This window comes from Streptomyces sparsogenes (genome assembly GCF_001704635.1).
Taxonomy (GTDB): domain Bacteria; phylum Actinomycetota; class Actinomycetes; order Streptomycetales; family Streptomycetaceae; genus Streptomyces; species Streptomyces sparsogenes.
In genome coordinates this window covers 1-18,199 of sequence record NZ_MAXF01000049.1, presented here as the reverse complement: position 1 = coordinate 18,199, position 18,199 = coordinate 1, and the positions used below count along the sequence as shown (strand labels likewise).

Annotated in this window: 21 protein-coding genes; 5 read left to right on the top strand and 16 right to left on the bottom strand. The window is 72.6% G+C overall.

Annotation, left to right across the window (positions count from 1 at the left end; translation table 11 throughout):
- Window positions 1–119 precede the first annotated feature (119 nt).
- Window positions 120–719: a TetR/AcrR family transcriptional regulator gene (locus tag BBH68_RS11065; protein ID WP_065961220.1), complete on the bottom strand. Its 600-nt coding sequence runs from the start codon at window positions 717–719 to the stop codon at window positions 120–122.
- A 166-nt stretch (window positions 720–885) separates the two neighbouring features.
- Here BBH68_RS11065 and BBH68_RS11060 point away from each other — a divergent pair, with 166 nt between their 5' ends.
- A complete protein-coding gene (locus BBH68_RS11060) occupies window positions 886–1,530 on the top strand; it encodes a peroxiredoxin-like family protein (RefSeq protein ID WP_065961219.1) in 645 nt (214 codons plus the stop codon).
- A gap of 107 nt (window positions 1,531–1,637) precedes the next feature.
- Here the strand turns inward: BBH68_RS11060 and BBH68_RS11055 are convergent, their stop codons facing one another.
- The 3 genes from BBH68_RS11055 to BBH68_RS11045 all read right to left on the bottom strand — a co-directional run bounded on the left by BBH68_RS11055 (window position 1,638) and on the right by BBH68_RS11045 (window position 4,850).
- A complete protein-coding gene (locus BBH68_RS11055) occupies window positions 1,638–2,747 on the bottom strand; it encodes a threonine synthase (protein ID WP_245737998.1) in 1,110 nt (369 codons plus the stop codon).
- A 476-nt stretch (window positions 2,748–3,223) separates the two neighbouring features.
- A complete protein-coding gene (locus BBH68_RS11050) occupies window positions 3,224–3,997 on the bottom strand; it encodes an NAD(P)H-dependent oxidoreductase (protein ID WP_065961228.1) in 774 nt (257 codons plus the stop codon).
- 202 nt (window positions 3,998–4,199) lie between these two features.
- Window positions 4,200–4,850 (bottom strand): NADPH-dependent FMN reductase, encoded by a 651-nt coding sequence (locus BBH68_RS11045; protein WP_065961226.1) that lies wholly within the window; start codon window positions 4,848–4,850, stop codon window positions 4,200–4,202.
- A gap of 53 nt (window positions 4,851–4,903) precedes the next feature.
- Between BBH68_RS11045 and soxR the strand changes: the two genes are divergently transcribed.
- A complete protein-coding gene (gene soxR, locus BBH68_RS44230; protein WP_065961217.1) occupies window positions 4,904–5,593 on the top strand; it encodes a redox-sensitive transcriptional activator SoxR in 690 nt (229 codons plus the stop codon).
- A gap of 44 nt (window positions 5,594–5,637) precedes the next feature.
- Here soxR and BBH68_RS11035 read toward each other — a convergent pair whose 3' ends face one another.
- Both BBH68_RS11035 and BBH68_RS11030 read right to left on the bottom strand, forming a co-directional pair.
- Entirely contained in the window at window positions 5,638–6,885 is a 1,248-nt protein-coding gene (locus BBH68_RS11035) for a GNAT family N-acetyltransferase (RefSeq protein WP_065961215.1), read from the bottom strand.
- Between the two features lie 68 nt (window positions 6,886–6,953).
- The gene (locus tag BBH68_RS11030) at window positions 6,954–7,655 is read right to left on the bottom strand and encodes an RsiG family protein (RefSeq protein WP_065961214.1); all 702 of its coding nucleotides are present in this window, start codon (window positions 7,653–7,655) and stop codon (window positions 6,954–6,956) included.
- A 152-nt stretch (window positions 7,656–7,807) separates the two neighbouring features.
- On the opposite strand from BBH68_RS11030, the gene dtd reads away from it, so the two are divergent.
- Window positions 7,808–8,233, top strand: coding sequence for a D-aminoacyl-tRNA deacylase (gene dtd / locus BBH68_RS11025; protein WP_065961212.1), 426 nt, complete (start codon window positions 7,808–7,810; stop codon window positions 8,231–8,233).
- A gap of 181 nt (window positions 8,234–8,414) precedes the next feature.
- Here the strand turns inward: dtd and ygfZ are convergent, their stop codons facing one another.
- The 3 genes from ygfZ to BBH68_RS11010 are packed head-to-tail and all read right to left on the bottom strand — an operon-like array spanning window position 8,415 to window position 10,486.
- Window positions 8,415–9,380, bottom strand: a complete 966-nt coding sequence (ygfZ, locus tag BBH68_RS11020; protein ID WP_065961210.1) for a CAF17-like 4Fe-4S cluster assembly/insertion protein YgfZ — start codon at window positions 9,378–9,380, stop codon at window positions 8,415–8,417.
- A gap of 26 nt (window positions 9,381–9,406) precedes the next feature.
- The gene (locus tag BBH68_RS11015) at window positions 9,407–9,886 is read right to left on the bottom strand and encodes a Fur family transcriptional regulator (RefSeq protein WP_065961209.1); all 480 of its coding nucleotides are present in this window, start codon (window positions 9,884–9,886) and stop codon (window positions 9,407–9,409) included.
- Window positions 9,887–9,922: 36 nt separating this feature from the next.
- A complete protein-coding gene (locus BBH68_RS11010) occupies window positions 9,923–10,486 on the bottom strand; it encodes a heme-binding beta-barrel domain-containing protein (protein ID WP_065961208.1) in 564 nt (187 codons plus the stop codon).
- Between the two features lie 300 nt (window positions 10,487–10,786).
- Here BBH68_RS11010 and BBH68_RS11005 point away from each other — a divergent pair, with 300 nt between their 5' ends.
- Window positions 10,787–11,149: a DsrE family protein gene (locus tag BBH68_RS11005; protein WP_065961206.1), complete on the top strand. Its 363-nt coding sequence runs from the start codon at window positions 10,787–10,789 to the stop codon at window positions 11,147–11,149.
- An 87-nt stretch (window positions 11,150–11,236) separates the two neighbouring features.
- On the opposite strand, the gene BBH68_RS11000 is transcribed toward BBH68_RS11005, so the two are convergent.
- From BBH68_RS11000 to BBH68_RS10975, 7 genes are all read right to left on the bottom strand, one after another.
- Window positions 11,237–11,494, bottom strand: a complete 258-nt coding sequence (locus BBH68_RS11000) for a DUF3099 domain-containing protein (protein ID WP_065961205.1) — start codon at window positions 11,492–11,494, stop codon at window positions 11,237–11,239.
- 339 nt (window positions 11,495–11,833) lie between these two features.
- Window positions 11,834–12,121: a DUF1416 domain-containing protein gene (locus tag BBH68_RS10995; protein ID WP_065961204.1), complete on the bottom strand. Its 288-nt coding sequence runs from the start codon at window positions 12,119–12,121 to the stop codon at window positions 11,834–11,836.
- Between the two features lie 61 nt (window positions 12,122–12,182).
- Complete coding sequence (locus BBH68_RS10990) at window positions 12,183–13,022, bottom strand: sulfurtransferase (RefSeq protein ID WP_065961203.1); 840 nt, start codon at window positions 13,020–13,022, stop codon at window positions 12,183–12,185.
- Window positions 13,023–13,177: 155 nt separating this feature from the next.
- Window positions 13,178–13,258 (bottom strand): putative leader peptide, encoded by an 81-nt coding sequence (locus BBH68_RS44470; protein ID WP_352133573.1) that lies wholly within the window; start codon window positions 13,256–13,258, stop codon window positions 13,178–13,180.
- Window positions 13,259–13,568: 310 nt separating this feature from the next.
- Window positions 13,569–14,264, bottom strand: a complete 696-nt coding sequence (locus BBH68_RS10985) for an LmeA family phospholipid-binding protein (protein WP_065961201.1) — start codon at window positions 14,262–14,264, stop codon at window positions 13,569–13,571.
- A 209-nt stretch (window positions 14,265–14,473) separates the two neighbouring features.
- Window positions 14,474–15,979: a hypothetical protein gene (locus tag BBH68_RS10980; protein WP_065961200.1), complete on the bottom strand. Its 1,506-nt coding sequence runs from the start codon at window positions 15,977–15,979 to the stop codon at window positions 14,474–14,476.
- A gap of 10 nt (window positions 15,980–15,989) precedes the next feature.
- Complete coding sequence (locus tag BBH68_RS10975; protein ID WP_174589010.1) at window positions 15,990–16,274, bottom strand: MoaD/ThiS family protein; 285 nt, start codon at window positions 16,272–16,274, stop codon at window positions 15,990–15,992.
- Window positions 16,275–16,378: 104 nt separating this feature from the next.
- Between BBH68_RS10975 and BBH68_RS10970 the strand changes: the two genes are divergently transcribed.
- Window positions 16,379–18,112 (top strand): ABC transporter ATP-binding protein, encoded by a 1,734-nt coding sequence (locus BBH68_RS10970; protein ID WP_065961199.1) that lies wholly within the window; start codon window positions 16,379–16,381, stop codon window positions 18,110–18,112.
- Window positions 18,113–18,199: the final 87 nt, after the last annotated feature.

Here is an 18,199-nt window from a genome sequence, read left to right as displayed (position 1 = left end):
CCGAGTGCGGCAGGTGGGTGGGGGCGGGCTCGGTCCCTGGCAGGTGGGTGGGGGCGGGCTCGGTCCCTGGCACGCGGGTGTTGGCGCGCTCGGCCCCCGGCACGCGGGTGGCGGGGCTCTCAGGCCGCCGGCCGGGCGCCGAGGGCGTTCAGGGCGGTGGCTACCGTGGCCTTCAGGGCCCGGGCGTCGGCTCCGGCGCGGGAGCGGAGGTTCACCCCGTAGGCGAGCAGGGCCAGGACGTCGGCGGCGGAGCCCGGGTCGGCGCCGGGGGCGAGCTGCCCCTGGGCGGCGGCACCGGTGAGCGCCGTGTGCAGGGCATCCCGCAGCTGCTCGTGGTGGTGGTCCAGGAGGGCGCCGACCTCGGGGTCGCCGTTCTCGGCCCCGGCCTGCGCGTTGACGACCATGCAACCCCACCGCGCGTACTCGCCGGAGCACCGCACCGCGATCAGCCCGTCGAAGAACTCGGCGATCGCCGGCAGGCCGCGCCCGTCCTCGGCGAGTTGGCGGAACGCCGGCCGGGACCACTGCTCCACATAGCGGCGCAGCGCGGCCCGGTAGAGCTCCTGCTTGCCGCCGAAGGTGGCGTACAGGCTGGAACGGTTGAGCCCGGTCGCGGTCACCACGTCCTGGATCCCGGTCCGGGCCACGCCCTCCCGCCAGAACAGCCGGACGACGGTCTCGAGGACCGCGTCCGGATCGAAGTGCTTGATGTCCGGCACGTCGTTCCTCCTCACCGTCTCGACCTAGCCATCTTGAAATGGAGATTCCAAGATATCGCGCCCAGGCCATGGACGGGGTCCGTGTCCGCCCGCTATCTTGAAACGACCATTCCAAGATCCTCGGCGGAAGCGACGAGTGACGGAAGTGACGGAAGGAACGGCCCCGATGAGCCTCAACGACGAACTGCGCGCCTTCTTCGACGCCCGGTACCAGCAGATCCCGCCCGAGGCGCGGGAGGTCATGGAGCGGGCCGGCCGCGAGCTCGCCGAATCCGGCCAGGCCGCCCGCGCCCTGGCCGTGGGGGACCGGGCGCCCCGCTTCGCGCTGCCCGCCGCGACCGGGCGGACGGTCACCCTGGACGGCCTGCTCGCCGACGGCCCGGTCGTCCTCACCTTCTACCGCGGCGCCTGGTGCCCGTACTGCAACCTCTCCCTGCGGGCCCTCCAGCGCCACCACGACGAGATCACCGCACACGGCGCGCGCCTGGTGGCCGTCTCGCCGCAGGTCCCCGACGAGTCCCTGTCGCTGACCGAGAAGCACGAGCTGGCCTTCGACGTCCTCAGCGACATCGGCTCCGACGCCGCCAAGCAGTACGGGCTCGCCTTCGACCTGCCGGACGACCTCGCCGCCGTGTACGACTCCTTCGGCTTCGATCTGCAGCGCGGCAACGGCGGCCATCCGCGCACCCTTCCGGTGCCCGCCACCTATGTGATCGACCGCGACGGGGTGATCCGGTGGGCCTTCGTCGACACCGACTACACGGCGCGCGCCGAACCGGCCGACATCCTGGCCGCCCTGGCCGCGCTGTAGCCGCCCGGACGACGCTTCGGCGTTCGGGTCAGCTGTTCAGCCGTTCAGCCGCTCCCTGCTCAGCCGCTCAGCCGCACAGCCGCTCAGTCGCACAGCTGTTCAGCCGCTCAGCCGGGCAGATCGCGTAGCGCGGCCGCGACGGTGTCCCAGTCGGCGGCCATCGGCGGATAGCTCCGGGTGCCGGTGGCGCTGTCCTTGAAGCCGCTGGAGGTGGCGACGCACACCACGGGCCCCGAGGCCTCCCCGGGACGGCCGGACGCGTCCCGGTGCGCGCGCAGCCCGGCGAGCCCGGCGGCCGAGGACAGCTCCACCCACATGCCCTGGCCGACGAGTTCGGCTCGGGCGGCGGCCATCTGCTCGTCGGTGACGGTCAGCGCCGCGCCGCCGCTCTCGCGCACGGCGACCACCCCGCGGTAGCCGCCCACGGCGCAGGAGATCCCGTACGCCTCGGTCGGGCCGACCGGGACCCGGGTGGCGGGGCGGCCGGTGCGGAGCGCGGTGGCCAGCGGGCCCCCGGCGGCGGGCTCGCACGCGTACAGCCGCGGGGTGCGGTCGGCCAGGCCGAGCAGCGTCAGTTCGTGGAAGCCCTTCCAGACGCCGAAGAGCAACTCGCCGTAGCCGGTGGGCACATACACCGCCTCCGGGACCTCGCCCAGATCGAGGAAGATCTCGTACGCGACGGTCTTGTAGCCCTCGGGTCCGAAGGGGTGGCCGGTGTGGGCGGTCTCGGTGAAGCTGCTGACGGGGTGGTAGCCGAACTCCTCGATGACGCGCCGCGCCAGCGCGGGCACCGACTCGCGGGGCACGGTGAGGACCGCGGCCCCGTAGGCCCGCACGAAGGAGGCCACGGCGGGCGGGGCGTCGGGGGAGGCGAACACGGCGCAGGGCAGCCCGGCACGGGCCGCGTAAGCCGCCGCGGCGGCGCCGTGGTTGCCGGACGAGGCCACCACGACGCCCCGCGCCCCGCTCGCCTTGGCGGCGCTGACGGCGACGCGGTTGAGGCGGTCCTTGTGGCTCCAGGTGGGATTGCGCGACTCGTCCTTCACATGGACCCCGTCGGCCAGTTGGACCAGCGGCGTGTTCCCCTCGCCGAGACCGGGGGCGGCCAGCGGTGGGAGCAGCGGCGCCCAGCGCTCCAGGCCGTGTGCCGCGGGGCGTCCGAACAGGTCGGCGGGCACCCGGTCGTAGGCGTAGTCCACCTCCAGCGGGTACGCCACGGCCGCGGTGGAGGTGCGCGGGCAGCCGCTGGTGAGCGGCGGCCACAGGGGATAACCGATCGAGGGATCATCCAGGGACCGCTGGCCGGTCGCGAGCGACCGCGAGCGCGGCCGCTGCGCGGGTTCGCGGCGCGTGGGGCTGGGGCGCGCGGGGTCGGGGCCTGGGGAGTTAGGGCGTGTGGGGTCGGGGCGTGTGGGGTCTGGACTGGGTTGATCCGGCCGGGAGTTGCGCTGTTGCATGTGCCGGATGATGCCAGGCGCCACGCGCCTTGATCGCCAGGGCCCTGCGGCCCGGCGCGGTCCCCGCTCGGTCCGGCCCCCTCCCGATCTGATCCGGGGCCACCCGATCCGGCCCCCGATCTGATCCCCCCGATCTGATCCGCCCCACCCGGCCCGCCCCCACCTGATCCAAATCCGGCCCGATCCAAATCCGGCCCGTTCCAACCCGGCCCCGGCCCATGCCAACCCCCGCCCGGTCAGGTGCCCGGCGCGTAGTGCACGGCCAGGCCGGTGCGGCCGGGCGCCAGGTGGGGGCGGAGCACCAGGTCCTCGTCGTAGTCCCCGCCGTTCTGCCGCCGGAAGGGCAGCGGCTCCGCGGTCGGCAGGGAGGCCAGCCGCTCCCGCAGCCGCCCGGCGTGGGCCCGGAACTCCTCCGCGGAGACCCGGTCCGCGCCGGGGACGACGAGCGGCGGCAGGACGGAGGCCCCGCTGTACCAGAGCGTGCCGTGCTGCAGCGGGAACAGCAGTTGGTCCACCTGGCCGTTGATCCCCCGGGGGCCGAGACTCGGCTCGCGGGCCCCGGCCGTCAGCAGGACCATCGCGCGCTTCCCGGCCAGCCTGCCGTCCCCGTACCGCAGCGTGCGCCCGCTCGGGTCGGTGACTCCGTACGCGAAGCCCTTGACGAAGACGCGGTCGAACCAGCCCTTGAGGATGGCGGGCATCCCGTACCACCACAGCGGGAACTGCACGATCAGCGCGTCCGCCCAAGCGATCTTCTCCTGCTCGGCGCGGATGTCCTCGCTCAGCTCCCCGGCGGTGTGGGCGCGCTGCGAGGCCGCGCTGACGACCAGGCGTTCGGCCGGGTCGTGGCCGAAGTCGGCGGCCTCGACGACCGGGTTCCAGCGCATGGCGTACAGGTCGGAGACGCGGGCCTGGTGGCCCAGCTCGCTCAGGGCCCGCAGCCCCTCGTCCCGCAGGGCGCCGCTCAGCGACCGTCCTTCCGGATGGGCGAATATCCACAACACATTCATGCGGACCATGGTGGGGAAACGGTCCCCGGTCCAACGAGTGGCCGTATGGCCGCGATGCGAAAGAATCTGGCCAGAGGGCTGTTCCAGGGCCGGTCCGGGTCCGGCCCGTGGGCTGGTCGTGGACTGAGGGCGGGGGCGAGGGCGGGGACGGGGACGAGGGCGGGGACGAAGGCGGGGACGAAGGCTGGCCGGGTGGCCGGTGTCAGGCGTCGTACGGGCGGGCGGCGCGGGCCTCGCGCAGCCCCCGCGCCCACCAGGCCAGCTGGTCGAGCATGGTCGTGGCCGCCGCCTCGGGACGCTCCGGGTCCTTCAGCGTGCCGTCCGGGGCGAAGAGGTCCCCCGCGTTGTGGAAGCTGACCGTGTCGCGGACGGTGACCGCGTGCAGCTCGGCGAAGACCAGCCGCAGGTGCTCGACCGCCCGCAGGCCGCCGGAGATCCCGCCGTACGAGACGAAGCCGACCGGCTTGGCCCGCCAGGGCGTGTAGTGCCAGTCGATGGCGTTCTTCAGTGAGGCCGGGTAGCTGTGGTTGTACTCGGGGGTGATCACGACGAACGCGTCGGCGGCCTCCAGCCGGGGCCCCACGGCCGCCAGGGCCTCGGCGGCCTCCGGGCTCGGCCGGTAGCTGAGGGTCCCGGGCAGCGGGGTGTCGACCAGGTCGATCACATCGGCGCGCAGGTCCGCGCGGGGCGCGGCGCGGCTGGTGAACCAGTCGGCGACCTTCGGGCCGAAGCGGCCCTCGCGGGTGCTGCCGACGATGACGGCGAGGCGGATCGGGTCGGGGTCGGGGTTGGCGCCAGGGGCGGCGTCGGTGAGGGTGACGGGGGCTGCGGCTGTCTCAGTGGCTGTAACCATGAGCACAGCCTGGGACTTAAACATTGGTTGAAGTCAAGCTACGCTCGTTTTCCATGAGCCAGATATCGTGGAAGACCCATGAACTCACGGTCGGTGAGCTGTCCCAGCGCAGTGGGGTCCCGGCCTCCGCGCTGCGCTTCTACGAGCGCGAAGGGCTCATCCACAGCCGCCGCACCTCCGGCAACCAGCGCCGCTATACCCGCGACACGCTGCGCCGGGTCGCCTTCGTCCGCTCCTCGCAGCGGGTGGGCATCCCGCTGGCCAGGATCCGGGAGGTGCTCTCGCTCTTCCCGCAGGACCACGTCCTGACCAGGGAGGACTGGGCCCGGATCTCGGAGTGCTGGCACGCCGACCTCACCGAGCGGATCGAGCAGCTGTCGAATCTGCGCGACAGCCTCACCGAGTGCATCGGCTGCGGCTGCCTGTCGATCAACAAGTGCGCTCTGGCGAACCCGTACGACCGGCTCGGCGAGCAGGGGGCGGGCGCCCGGCGGCTGTTGAAGTCCTGCTCCGATTCGGACGGCCCCGGGGTATGTGGAATCGGCGATCAGGACGCGGCCGGCTCCGCCAAAAAGGCGAGCGCGCAAGCCTGTTCCCCGGACGCGCCGACCGGCGAGGCGATGGACTCGGTCGCCCCCGCGTCGGCCGGCTCCCGCGACTGCTGCTCGACGGAGGATCCGTCGCCCAGTATCGCGGTGGCCTGCGCGACGGACGAGCCGTCGCGGTCCAGCATGGCCCGGTAGCGCGGGCTGGCCCACCCGTAGGGGGCGTGACGCCGGGGGCCCGCTCAGAAGATGTCAGGGCACCACGGGCGGCGCGGGGTGCGCAGCAGGAGGTCCGCGAGCGCCGCGGCGCCCGCGCGCTCCTCGGTGACCCGCCCCAGCGCGGCGAGCCGCACCGCGGACTCGTCGCCCAGCCACAGCGTTCCCAACTCGCCGATGTCCATGGTCAGATCGGCGGACCGGGTGGTCGGCGCGCAGGTGGCCCCGTCGGGCCCCGCGTCCAGCAGATAGCGGCCGCCGGCCAGGCTCGCGCGGTCGCGCAGCTCCAGGACCAGCGAGCCCGGCACGGGGTATGTACGGGTCTCCAGCATCCGGGGCACGTCCAGCGGCCGCAGCCACAGGAAGTCGGCGTACGTGGTGACCTCGGCCGCCCGCGGGTCGCCCAGGAGCAGCGGCAGCACGTCGTCCGGGGGGCGGTAGCCCGTGGCGACATGGGTGACCCAGTCGACGGAGAACAGGAAGTGCCACAGCGCGCGCTCGGCGGCCGGGCTGACCGCGATCATCCCGAGCACCGTGGCGGTGTCATGGGGCCGCTTGCCCTCCCACTTGTTCTTGGCGGTGTAGGCGAGCAGGCCGTCCACGGAGCCGTCGGGGGAGCGGTACAGGACGTAGAACGGCTCCGTCCACGGCTGGTGGGGGAAGGACAGCAGGCCGGTGTTGATCCGCCACCACTTCTCGGGGCGGTCGATCACCCCGGGCTGCCGGGCGCGCAGCCGCTCGTGCAGCGCGGGGCCCAGCTCCCGTATCTCGGCGCCGTCGGCGAAGTCCACCCGGCCGCCGCACGCGGGCCCCGAGTAGCGCGCGTCGAGCCCGGCGCGCGCCACGTCCACCCGCCACTCGGTGACCCAGGTGGCCGGGCCGAACCCGTACCGCCCGTAGATCGGGTACTCGGCGGCGATCAGCGACGCCACCACATCGCCGCGCTCCTTCGCCGCGCGCAGATCGCGTTCCATCATCCGGCTGAGCAGCCCCTGGCGGCGGTGGGTGGGCGAGACCGACACGTTGCTGATGGCGTCCGCCGCCACCTCCGCCCCGCCGACCGCCGTGAGCCGCTGCGCGAAGCTGCGGAAGGTGCCCACACAGCGCCCCCGGTCGAAGGCCCCCTGCGCACGGTCCAGTTCCCCGCCGATGAGCCCCCGCCGGATGTCGACCTCTTCCTTGCTCGCCTGCGGCGGTCGCAGAAAGCCGGCGTGGAGCGCGCGAATCCAGTCGGCGAGGTCGGAGTCGGCGACCGTACGGATCTCTGGAGCCATGGGCCCCACGGTAGGCGGCCGGTGCCGCCGGGCGCACCTGGATATCGATCACGCCCGGCGCGGACGGCTTACGCGAGCAGGTCGTCCACGTGGGCCTCTCCCTCGCGGTACCTCCGGGTGATCTCCGCACCGCAGTCGTCCGCCGTGCGCTGCAGCTCCCGCCGCCGCCGCGAGACCTGCCGCTCGTACCCGACGAGGCGGCCCATCGCGTCGGCCAACTCCTCGTCCGTACGCGCCTCGAGGTCGGACAGGCCGACCTCCGCCAGCGTCTCCTCGGCCAGCCGCCGGTACTCCGCCCCGCGCGGAGTCTCGAGCGTCACATGGCGGGCGGAGGAGCGGTGCCCCGGCGGGCCGTCGACGAGGATCTCCGGCAGCAGGTCCACCAGCGCCGCCGGAGGGCGGTCCTCCGCCGCCGGCGAGCCGGGGGCCGAGCGGCGGTCGAGCTCGGCGCGGAGGATGTCGATCCGGCCCTGCAGCAGCCTGCGCACATAGCTCAGGTCCGCCTCCTCGCGCTGCGCCGAGCGGCGCAGCGCCCGCAGCTCCGGCAGGCCCAGCCCGGCCGGTCTCGGCGTCGCCGGGCCGGGCAGCGAGCCCGGCAGCGAGTCGGCCTGGCGGCCGCCGCGCTGGCTCGGCGGCCGAGCCGGCTGGATGGCCTGGATGGCGGGCAGGCCCGGCTGCTGCAGGGCCTCGGTGGCCGCCCGGAGCAGGTCGCCGTCCTCCGGGCGCGTTGGTGCGGGCCCGGGCGGCTGCCCGGTGCCGGATGTGATCATGCGGTTTCCGTCCCCTCCATGCGGTGCGACGCGAGCTGATCGCGTTGTGCCCATTGCGCACCGCCTGCACGCATCGTGCCACTGTGCGCGGTTCGTTCGCAGCGCGCTTCCACCCGATCGGCCCCGGAAGGAGTCAGGGCATGATTGACCGTATGCGTGCTGTGGTACAGAGAGTGAACGGGGCGAGCGTCGTCGTCGACGGCGAGACGGTCGGGGAGATCGTCGGACAGGGGCTGTGCGTCCTGGTCGGGGTGACCCACGACGACACCCCGGAGAAGGCGGCGCAGCTGGCCCGCAAGCTGTGGTCCGTGCGCATCCTGGAGGGCGAGAAGTCCTGCTCGGACCTGGGCGCCCCGCTGCTGGTCATCAGCCAGTTCACGCTCTACGGCGACGCGCGCAAGGGCCGCCGGCCCACCTGGAACGCGGCCGCGCCGGGCGAGGTCGCCGAGCCGCTGGTGGACGAGGTCGTGGCGCGGTTGCGGGAGCTGGGCGCGCAGGTGGAGACGGGCCGGTTCGGGGCGGACATGAAGGTCTCGCTCACGAACGACGGCCCGTTCACGGTGATCGTCGAGGTCTGATCGTCGAGGTCTGATGGTCGAGGTCTGAGGCGCGCCCCGGCGGGGGCGCGGGCGGCCGGTGGCGTGGGCGGCCGGTGGGGCGGGAGGCCGGCGCCGAGGGGGTCAGCTGGGCGGGCGGCCAGTGCCGGATGGCCGGACGGCCGGCTGGGCGGGCGGCCGGCTGGGCGGGCGGCCGGTGGGGCTACGGCTCGACGACGACCTCTTGTGCCGCGGCCGTCGTATCCGCGATCAGCGCCGCGTCCACGGGCACGTTCCGCTTGACCAGTGCCAGCGCGATCGGCCCCAGCTCATAGTGGCGGGCCGAGGTCGTCACGAAGCCCAGCGGGCGTCCCTCCGCGCCGTCCGAGGCGAGCCGCACGGGTGCGCCGTGGCCGGGCAGGGCCACCTCGCTGCCGTCCAGATGGAGGAAGACCAGCCGCCGGGGCGGCTTGCCCAGGTTCTGCACCCGGGCGACGGTCTCCTGGCCGCGGTAGCAGCCCTTGTGGAGGTGCACGGCGGTGCCGATCCAGCCCAGCTCGTGCGGGATCGTCCGGTGGTCGGTCTCCAGGCCGACCCGCGGGCGGTGCGCCTCGACGCGCAGCGCCTCGTACGCCAGCACCCCGGCCGGAGGACCGCTCGCCGCGGCGAAGGACTCCAGCTGGGCGCGGGGCAGGAACAGGTCCCGGCCGTACGGGGTCTCGCGGACCGCGGCGCCCTCGGGGGTTTCGGCGATGCTGCCCGCCGGGAGGTACACGACCGCGAACTCCTCGGTGCGGTCCGCGATCTCCACCCGGTAGAAGAACTTCATGCTCTCCAGGTACGCGATCAGCTCGCCCTGGGTGCCTGGCTCCACATGGGCCCAGGTGGTCTCGCCGTCGTCGACTATGTACAGCGCGTGCTCGATGTGGCCGTGCGCGGAGAGGATCAGCGCCTCCGTGGCCTGGCCGGCGGGGAGTTCGCTCACGTGCTGGGTGAGCAGCAGGTGCAGCCAGCTCAGCCGGTCCGGGCCGCTGACCGTGACCACACCGCGGTGCGACAGGTCCACGAAGCCGGAGCCGTCGGCGAGCGTGCGCTGCTCGCGGAACAGGTCGCCGTAGTGCGCGGCGACGCCTTCGTCGGGGCCCTCGCCGGGGACGGCGCCGGGCAGCGACAGCAAAGGGCTCTTCATGCGCTCAGCCTACGACCCGGCCCGGCCTAGGACTCGACCGCGCGGTCCGGCCCCGAGGCGTCCCGCGGGCCGGGGCCGTCGGCCGCGCGGGCGGCGGAGCACTTGGCGCAGCGGCCGAAGATCGCGAAGTGCTTCATGTCGGTGTCGAAACCGAAGCTCGCCCGAAGCTGCCGGGTGAACGGCTCGACCACCGACAGATCGGCCTCGATCACATCCGTGCAGTCCCGGCAGACCATGTGGATGTGGTGGTGCCGGTCGGCCAGGTGGTAGGTGGGAGCGCCGTGCCCGAGATGGGCGTGGCTGACCAGCCCCAGCTCCTCCAGCAGCTCCAGGGTGCGGTAGACCGTGGAGATGTTGACGCCGCTGGCGGTGCGGCGCACCTCGGTGAGGATCTCGTCCGGGGTGGCGTGCTCGAGGTGGTCGACGGCCTCGAGCACGAGCTGGCGCTGCGGCGTCAGGCGATAGCCGCGCTCCCGCAGGTCTGTCTTCCAGTCGGTGGTCGCCACGGTGCCAGTGTAGGCGGGGGCCCGGACGCCCGTGCGTCAGCGGAAGAAGGCGATGCCGTCGTCCGGGAGGTCCTTGAGGTCCTTGGCCCATTCGCGCGGGTCCACGACCTTCTTCAGGTGCGCGGACATGTACGGCCGCAGCGGCACGTCCGGGGTGGCCTTCTCGCCGACCCACATCAGGTCGCTCTTGACGTAGCCGTAGAGCCGCTTGCCGCCGGAGTAGGGCCCGGAGGCCGCCGTACGGGCCACGGCGTCGGTCACCACGTCGATCTGCGGCTTGCCCTCGGCCAGCTCGCCGTACCAGACCTCGACGACGCCCTGGTCGCGGATCATGACGATCTCGACCTTGCGGTCCTCGCCGATCCGCCAGTAGCCGGACTCGGTCTCCAGCGGGCGGACCTTCTTGCCGTCGCCGTCGAGCACCCAGCTGTGCGAGACGTACTCCAGGAAGTCACGCCCGTCGTGGGTGAAGGTCACTTCCTGCCCGAAGTTGCACTTCTCGGTCCCGGGGAAGTCGTAGACGCCCGCGCCCTCCCAGTTGCCGAGGAGGAAGGCGAGCGGCACGAGGTCCGGGTGGAGGTCGGACGGGATCTCGATCATGAGTTCAGGCGATCCGTGGGGAGGGAGGAGGGAAGGGAGGGGCGGACGGGGTGCCGGGCAACCGGGCGGGTCAGCGCTGGCCCTGGTACAGCTTCTTCCAGGTCAGCGCGGCGAAACCGAGCGTGGCGACGACGACCAGGATCATCAGGGTGGTGAAGACTGCCTCAAGCACGAGCGCGCTCCTTGGAGGAGTGGGGTGTTCCGGTGGGACTCGCGGAACGGTCATGGACCGGGGCCGAGTCTAGTCGCCGGTCCGCGGACCGGCTCTTCGAGGTCTCCCGCTCGGCCTAGGCTGGCCCCATGGCGAAGAAGCTGGTGATCAAGGTGACGGCGGGCGCGGACGCGCCCGAGCGGTGCTCCCAGGCGTTCACGGTCGCGGCGGTGGCCGCCGCGAGCGGCGTGGAGGTGTCGCTGTGGCTGACCGGGGAGTCCACCTGGTTCGCGCTCCCGGGGCGCGCGGCCGAGTTCGCGCTGCCGCACGCCGCGCCGCTGCCGGACCTGATCGAGGGCATCCTCGCGGGCGGCACGATCACGGTGTGCTCGCAGTGCGCGGCCCGCCGGGACATCGAGGAGAAGGACCTCATCGAGGGTGCCCGGATCGCGGGCGCGCAGGTGTTCGTCAGCGAGATCATGCCGGACGGCGTGCAGGCGCTCGTCTACTGACGCTTGTGGGCTGCTGGGGCTCGTCTCGGCTGGTGAGCGCTCAACGACTACGGAGCACTCGTCCGCTGGGCACCGCTCCCGCCGCTCCTAGCGGCGGTGGTGGTACTCGTCCAGCTCCCGCCACCACCGGTCGGACTCCTCGTCGCCCGACTCGTCCCACCACCGGTCCTCCGGCCCCTTGCGGTTGGCCACGATGGCGGCCAGTGGGGGGATGACCATGGCGACGACGCACATGGCGACCGCGGCCGGGACGGACCACAGGCGTACGAATCCCCATGCCGAGACGAACAGCGTCAGACACGCGCCCATCAGGATGAAGTATGCGTGGCGGCGTCGCGCGTACATATCCCCAGGATACGTCCGGGGCGCCGCCCGGGACAGACGTGGACAGCGGCGGAAGGGCTCCGGAAGGGCCCCGCCACGACCCCGCAAACGACCCCGCAACGACCCCGGAACGACCTCGGAACGACCTCGGAACGACCTCGGACTCGGAACGACCTCGGAACGACCCGGAGGGCCGCACCCCGCCGAGGCGTCCAACCCCGGGGTGCGGCCCTCCGGCCGTGCTGTCCGCGCTGTTCCGCGCTGTTCCGCGCCGCTGTCCGTACGGTCCGGTTGGACCGCGGTCAGGCCGCGATCAGACTGCGGTCCGACCGGCGACCAGGCCGCCGACCAGACCGGCGATCAGACCGCGATGGCGACCTCCGCCAGGCCGCCCTTCTGGGCGACGACGGTGCGGTCCGCGGTCGCGCCCGGGACCAGGGCGCGCAGCGTCCAGGTGCCCTCGGCGGCGTAGAAGCGGAACTGTCCGGTCGCCGAGGTGGGGACCTCGGCGGTGAACTCGCCGGTGCTGTCCAGCAGCCGCACGTAGCCGGTGACCGGCTCGCCGTTACGGGTCACCGAGCCCTGGATCGTGGTTTCGCCGGGCTTGATGGTCGACGCGTCGGGGCCGCCGGCCGTTGCTCCACACATGGGGACTGTCCTTACGTTCGGGGGAGACGTTCGGGGGAGACGTTCGGGAAGGGGAGCAGGGTCAGCCGTTGGCGCCGAGCTCGATCGGCACGCCGACGAGCGAGCCGTACTCGGTCCAGGAGCCGTCGTAGTTCTTCACGTTCGGCTGGCCGAGCAGCTCGTGCAGGACGAACCAGGTGTGAGCGGAGCGCTCACCGATGCGGCAGTAGGCGATGGTGTCCTTCGACAGGTCGACGCCCTCGCCCTCGTAGAGCGCCTTGAGCTCGTCGTCGGACTTGAAGGTGCCGTCGTCGTTGGCGGACTTCGACCACGGGATGTTGCGGGCGGACGGCACGTGGCCCGGCCGCTGCGACTGCTCCTGCGGGAGGTGCGCCGGGGCGAGCAGCTTGCCGGAGAACTCGTCGGGGGAGCGGACGTCCACCAGGTTCAGCGAGCCGATGGCCGCCACGACGTCGTCGCGGAAGGCGCGGATCGAGGTGTCCTGGGCCCTGGCCTTGTACTCGGTCTTGGGCCGGGACGGGACCTCGGCGACCAGGTCGCGGGAGTCGAGCTCCCACTTCTTGCGGCCGCCGTCGAGGAGCTTCACGTCCTGGTGGCCGTAGAGCTTGAAGTACCAGTAGGCATAAGCCGCGAACCAGTTGTTGTTGCCGCCGTAGAGCACGACCGTGTCGTCGTTGGCGATGCCCTTCTCGGACAGCAGCTTCTCGAAGCCCGCCTGGTCGACGAAGTCGCGGCGCACCGGGTCCTGGAGGTCCTGCTTCCAGTCGATGCGGATGGCGTTCTTGATGTGGTTCTTGTCGTAGGCAGAGGTGTCCTCGTCGACCTCCACGATGACCGTCTTGGGGTCATCGATGCGGGCCTGTACCCAGTCGGCGTCCACCAGGACGTCACTGCGGCTCATGTTTCTCTCCTCCGGGGCAGTTGCGGCGGTACGGGTACGCGTCGGAACGCGGGCTACGCGGGGTTCGGTAGCGGGCGCGGGAACGGAGTCGGGCGGGCTCGGCTGACGGGCCGATAGGAGCGCGGGCCGTACGCCGGGCAGGCCGCGCGTCCTCGTCAGGCGGCGCGACAGAGCATGGCGGCCACGCGGCACAGGTCTACTGCCCGCCGCTTCGTGAGATCCGCCTGTCGCTTCATGCGTCCGATCGTAGGGACGGACGGCCGGGCATGTCACCGGGGTGTCGTATCGTGAGACGAGATTGTCCGGAATGTGGGATGGGGTGGCCGTGCGGCGCCCTGTGGGGCGGTCGGCGGGGTGCCGGGCGCCCCCGGATGTCCATCAGCGCGAGCGAGATCGTCTCAGTGCGTGGACGACGCCCTGGATCTCTCGGCGAGGACCTCGCCATGGGCCCCGCCATGGACCTCGTCATGGGCCCCGCCACGGATCTCGGCACGGATCTCGGCACGGAGCCCGCTATGGGTCTCGTCGTGGACCCCGCCGGGGCGATCAGCCCGCCAGCTCGACGTTCTTACCCACCACCGACACGTCTATGCCATCCTTGGTCGTCTCCACCTTGTCCAGCCGCATGCCCGTCGGCAGACCGTCGATCTTCCGCTCCATGTCCGTCCGCTGCCGGACCTTTTGCTCCGCACCGGGGATGTTGCCGCCCGGGACGGACTCGGCGTGCAGGCGGATCGTGTCGCCGTTGACGATGGTGACCGTCGAGAGCGTGCTGACGCTGAAGCCCAAAAGCTGCCCGGTGATCTTGACGCGGCCGCGGCCCGACTGGTCCTCCCCGGCGTAGCCGACCGTGATCCCCTGGCCCGCGGCCGTGGACAGGTCCGCGTAGCTGATGTGCGCGGACCCGGTGGCGCTGTCGGCGGTGGCGGACGAGAAGCTGCTGGATATCCGGACGTCGTGCAGCGTGGCCGTCAGCTCGGTGACGCGCACCGAACGGCCGCCCCCCGCGTCCGTGGTCAGCCCGTCCATGCCGATCTCGACCTCGTCCAGCTCCTTGCCGGCGACCTGGGTCAGGAAGGGGAAGCCCTTGATCGAGACGTCCGGGGTGCTGGTCAGCCCCTGGCTGCTCTTGATCTTGTCGGCGGCCTCGGACTCCGCCAGGTAGACCGCCAGGCGGTCCGCGGCGACGAACAGGACGCCGAGGACGACGAAGACGATCAGTGTGATTCTCAGTGCGCGCATTGCGTTGGGTCCCCCATGCTCTGGCTCAGGCCGGCGCCTGAGGCTGCGAGCCTAACCGCCGCGGTGTGGGACTTGCCGGGTGGCGAGGCCCGGATCACACCCGTGCCCGGGCCGGGTCACACCTGTGCCCGATCACACGCGGGCCCGATCACACCCGTGCCCGATCACACCCGTGCCCGGGCCGGGTCACACGCGTGGCGAGGTCCGGGTCACCCCAGCGCCCGGCCGATCACATAGATCGCCGGGGCCGCGGCGGCGAGCGGGAGGGCGACGCCCGCGGTCATGTGGACGAAGCGGGACGGATAGTCGTAGCTGGCCACCCGCAGCCCGATCAGCGCGCACACCCCCGCCGCCAGGCCCAGCGACACGGCGCCGGTGGTGCCGGTGTCGGTCACCCGGGTGGCCGCCAGGCCCGCTCCGGCGGACGCCGCCAGGGCCAGCACCACGGTGACCGCGCCCGGCAGCGGCAGGGCCCGGACGAGCGCCGCCACCGCGACGGCGGCCGCCCCCACCACGACGGCGTCCGAGGACTCGGCCACCGCGGCCAGGTGCCCGGCCGCGATCACGGTTACGGCGGTCGAGGCGACGGTCGCCGTCAGGCCGTACAGCCGCTCGTCGGGCGAGGCGTGGCTGCGCAGCTGGAGGATCAGCACCAGCAGCAGCCATACGCCGAGCGTGCCCATGATCACCGTCGGGGCGTGCGCGCGCTCGGTGGTCAGCAGGCCGATGTCCGCGGCCAGGCCGCCCGCGAAGGCCAGCGCGATGCCCTGCCGGGCGGGCCACATGCCGTTGAGCCGGAACCAGCCGGCCGCGGTGACCGCCTGCAGCAGCACCACGACCACGGCCACGGCGGGCCGCGCCAGCGGCGCGGTGACCGCGAGGAGGGCGGCGAGCACGGCGGTCAGGGCGGCGGGCGTCAGGCCCGGCGCGATGATCGGCGAGCGGCCCTCGGCGCGGGCCCGCTGCGCGGCGGTGAGCGGCTTGGCGGCGGGCTCGGGCGCGGCTGCCTCGGCGGAACGGGCGGCGGCGGAATGGTCGGCGGCGGAACGGTCGGCGGCGGGCTCGGGGACGGCGTTGGGGACGAGCCGGGCCGGCGCGGTGGGCCTGGGACCGATGGGCTCTGCCTGGGCGGCGTGGTGCGGCGCGGCCGCGAACTGGACGGTGTCGGTCGTCCCGTAGCCGCCCGGTCCGGGGCCCTGGCGCGGCTGTCCGCCCCCGTCCCAGGAGGGGGCGTACGGCTGCTGGTACGCCTGGCCTTGGTGGGTCTGGCCTTGGTACGTCCGGCCTTGCTGCGCCGGGCCTTGGTACGCCTGGCCGCTCTGGTGGCCCTGGCCGTCCTGCGGGTGCCATTGCTGCGGCTCGGCGTGCTGGGCGTACCCCTGCTGTGCGTACTCCTGTTGGGCGTACCCCTGCTGGGCATGTCCCTGCTGGGCGTATCCCTGCTCCGGGTATGTCTGCTGCTGGGGGTACGCCTGGGGCTGGGGGTACGCCTGCTGCTGCGGGTGCTGGTACGCCTGCTGCCCGTCGTACGACGCGGCGGCGCCCTCGTACCCAGGCCAGCCGTACTGGCCGTGCTGATGGCCGTGCTGTTCCTGCCCGGCGTAGCCCTCGTAGCCCTGCTGACCCTCGTAGTGCTGCTGGCCCTCCTGGCCCTGGTACGGCTGCTGGTAGGGCGACTGCTCCGCCGACCCGTACGGGTCGTAGTGGTTGCTCATGACGTCGGGGTCACCCTCCTGCGAACGGCGGGAGCACCTCGACCGTGCCGCCCTCGGCCAGTTGGACCGTCTTGTGATCACGGGTGCCGACGGGGTCGCCGTCGACCAGGAACGAACACCGCCCCAGCACCCGCGCGAACTCCGGCCGCGCGGCGTGCCGCCGCCGGGCGGCGTCCAGGGCCTCGGCGAGCGTCGCCGCAGCGTACGGCTCCTCGGCGGTGCCGGCGGCCGCCTTGGCCGCGGCCCAGTACCGGATGGTGCCGGCCGGCGGTCCCGCCGTGTTCTTCATCGCCATCGCGATCCCTCTTCCGTCATCTGCCGTCCCCCATGATGACGGGGTCCGGCGGCAGACCGGTAAATCGCCGGTCGCGGCCCGGGGTGCTCGCTTAGGGTTCCGGTGTGCTGGTCCGACTTATACGGGCATACCTGAGGCCCTACACCCGATCGATCGCTGTGATCGTCGTGCTGCAGCTGGTGCAGACGCTGGCGACGCTCTATCTGCCGACGCTCAACGCGGACATCATCGACGACGGTGTCGTGAAGGGAGACACCGGCTACATCCTGCGCGTCGGCGGCGTGATGATCGCCGTCACGCTGGCGCAGATCGTCTGCTCCATCGGCGCCGTCTACTACGGCGCCCGCACGGCGATGGCGCTCGGCCGCGATGTGCGCGCCGCCGTCTTCGACCGTGTGCAGTCCTTCTCCGCCCGCGAGGTGGGCCACTTCGGCGCGCCTTCCCTCATCACCCGCACCACCAACGACGTGCAGCAGGTGCAGATGCTGTGCCTGATGTCGTTCACCCTGATGGTCTCGGCGCCGATCATGTGTGTGGGCGGCGTCGTCATGGCGCTCAACCAGGACGTTCCGCTCTCCGGGCTGCTGCTGCTCATCGTGCCGGTCCTGGGCGTCATCGTGTCGCTGATCGTGCGGCGGATGCGTCCGCTGTTCCGCGGCGTCCAGGAGCGCATCGACACGGTCAACCGGGTGCTGCGCGAGCAGATCACCGGCATCCGCGTCATCCGTGCCTTCGTCCGCGACGAGCACGAGCGGAAACGCTTCACCGGGGCCAACACCGACCTGTTCGACGTGTCGCTGAAGGCCGGCCGGCTGATGGCGCTGATGTTCCCCGCCGTGATGACGGTGGTGAACCTCTCCAGCGTCGCCGTCGTCTGGTTCGGCGGGCACCGCATCGACAGCGGGGACATGCAGATCGGCGCGCTGACGGCGTTCCTCAGCTATCTGATGCAGATTCTGATGGCCGTGATGATGGCCACCTTCATGTTCATGATGGTGCCGCGGGCCGAGGTGTGCGCCGAGCGCATCCAGGAGGTGCTGGAGACCGAGACCAGCGTCGCCCTGCCCCTGAAGCCCGTCCCGCCGCTGCGGCGCGAGGGGCTGCTCGAGCTGCGGGGCGTGGAGTTCCGCTACCCGGGCGCCGAGGAGCCCGTGCTGCGCGACGTCTCCCTGGTCGCCAGGCCCGGCCAGACCACGGCCGTCATCGGTTCGACCGGCAGCGGCAAGTCCACCCTGCTGGGGCTGGTGCCCCGGCTGTTCGACGCGACCGACGGCAGTGTGCACCTGGACGGGGTGGACGTACGGGACATGGACCCGGTCGTGATGGCCGAGACCATCGGGCTGGTCCCGCAGAAGCCGTACCTCTTCTCCGGCACGGTCGCCTCGAACCTGCGGTACGGAAAGCCGGACGCGACCGACGAGGAGCTGTGGCGCGCCCTGGAGATCGCCCAGGCCCGCGACTTCGTCGAGCGCATGGACGGCGGCCTTGAGGCCCCCATCGCGCAGGGCGGCGGGAACGTCTCCGGCGGCCAGCGGCAGCGGCTCGCGATCGCCCGGGCGCTGGTCCGCAGGCCGTCCGTCTACCTCTTCGACGACTCCTTCTCGGCGCTGGACTACGCCACGGACGCGCGGCTGCGCGCCGCGCTGGCGGAGGAGACGGAGAACGCGACGGTCGTCATCGTCGCCCAGCGGGTGTCCACGATCCGGGGCGCGGACCGCATCGTGGTGCTCGACGAGGGGCGCGTCGTCGGCACCGGCACCCACGCCGAGCTGATGGAGCACAACCAGACCTACCGGGAGATCGTGCTCTCCCAGCTCACCGAGCAGGAGGCGGCATGAGCGTGTCCCGCGCAGCGACGGAGGAGCGAGCAGTGACGAGGGAAGCCTGCGCGTTGGAGCGTGCCGGGACTGAGCGGGGTAGAGGGG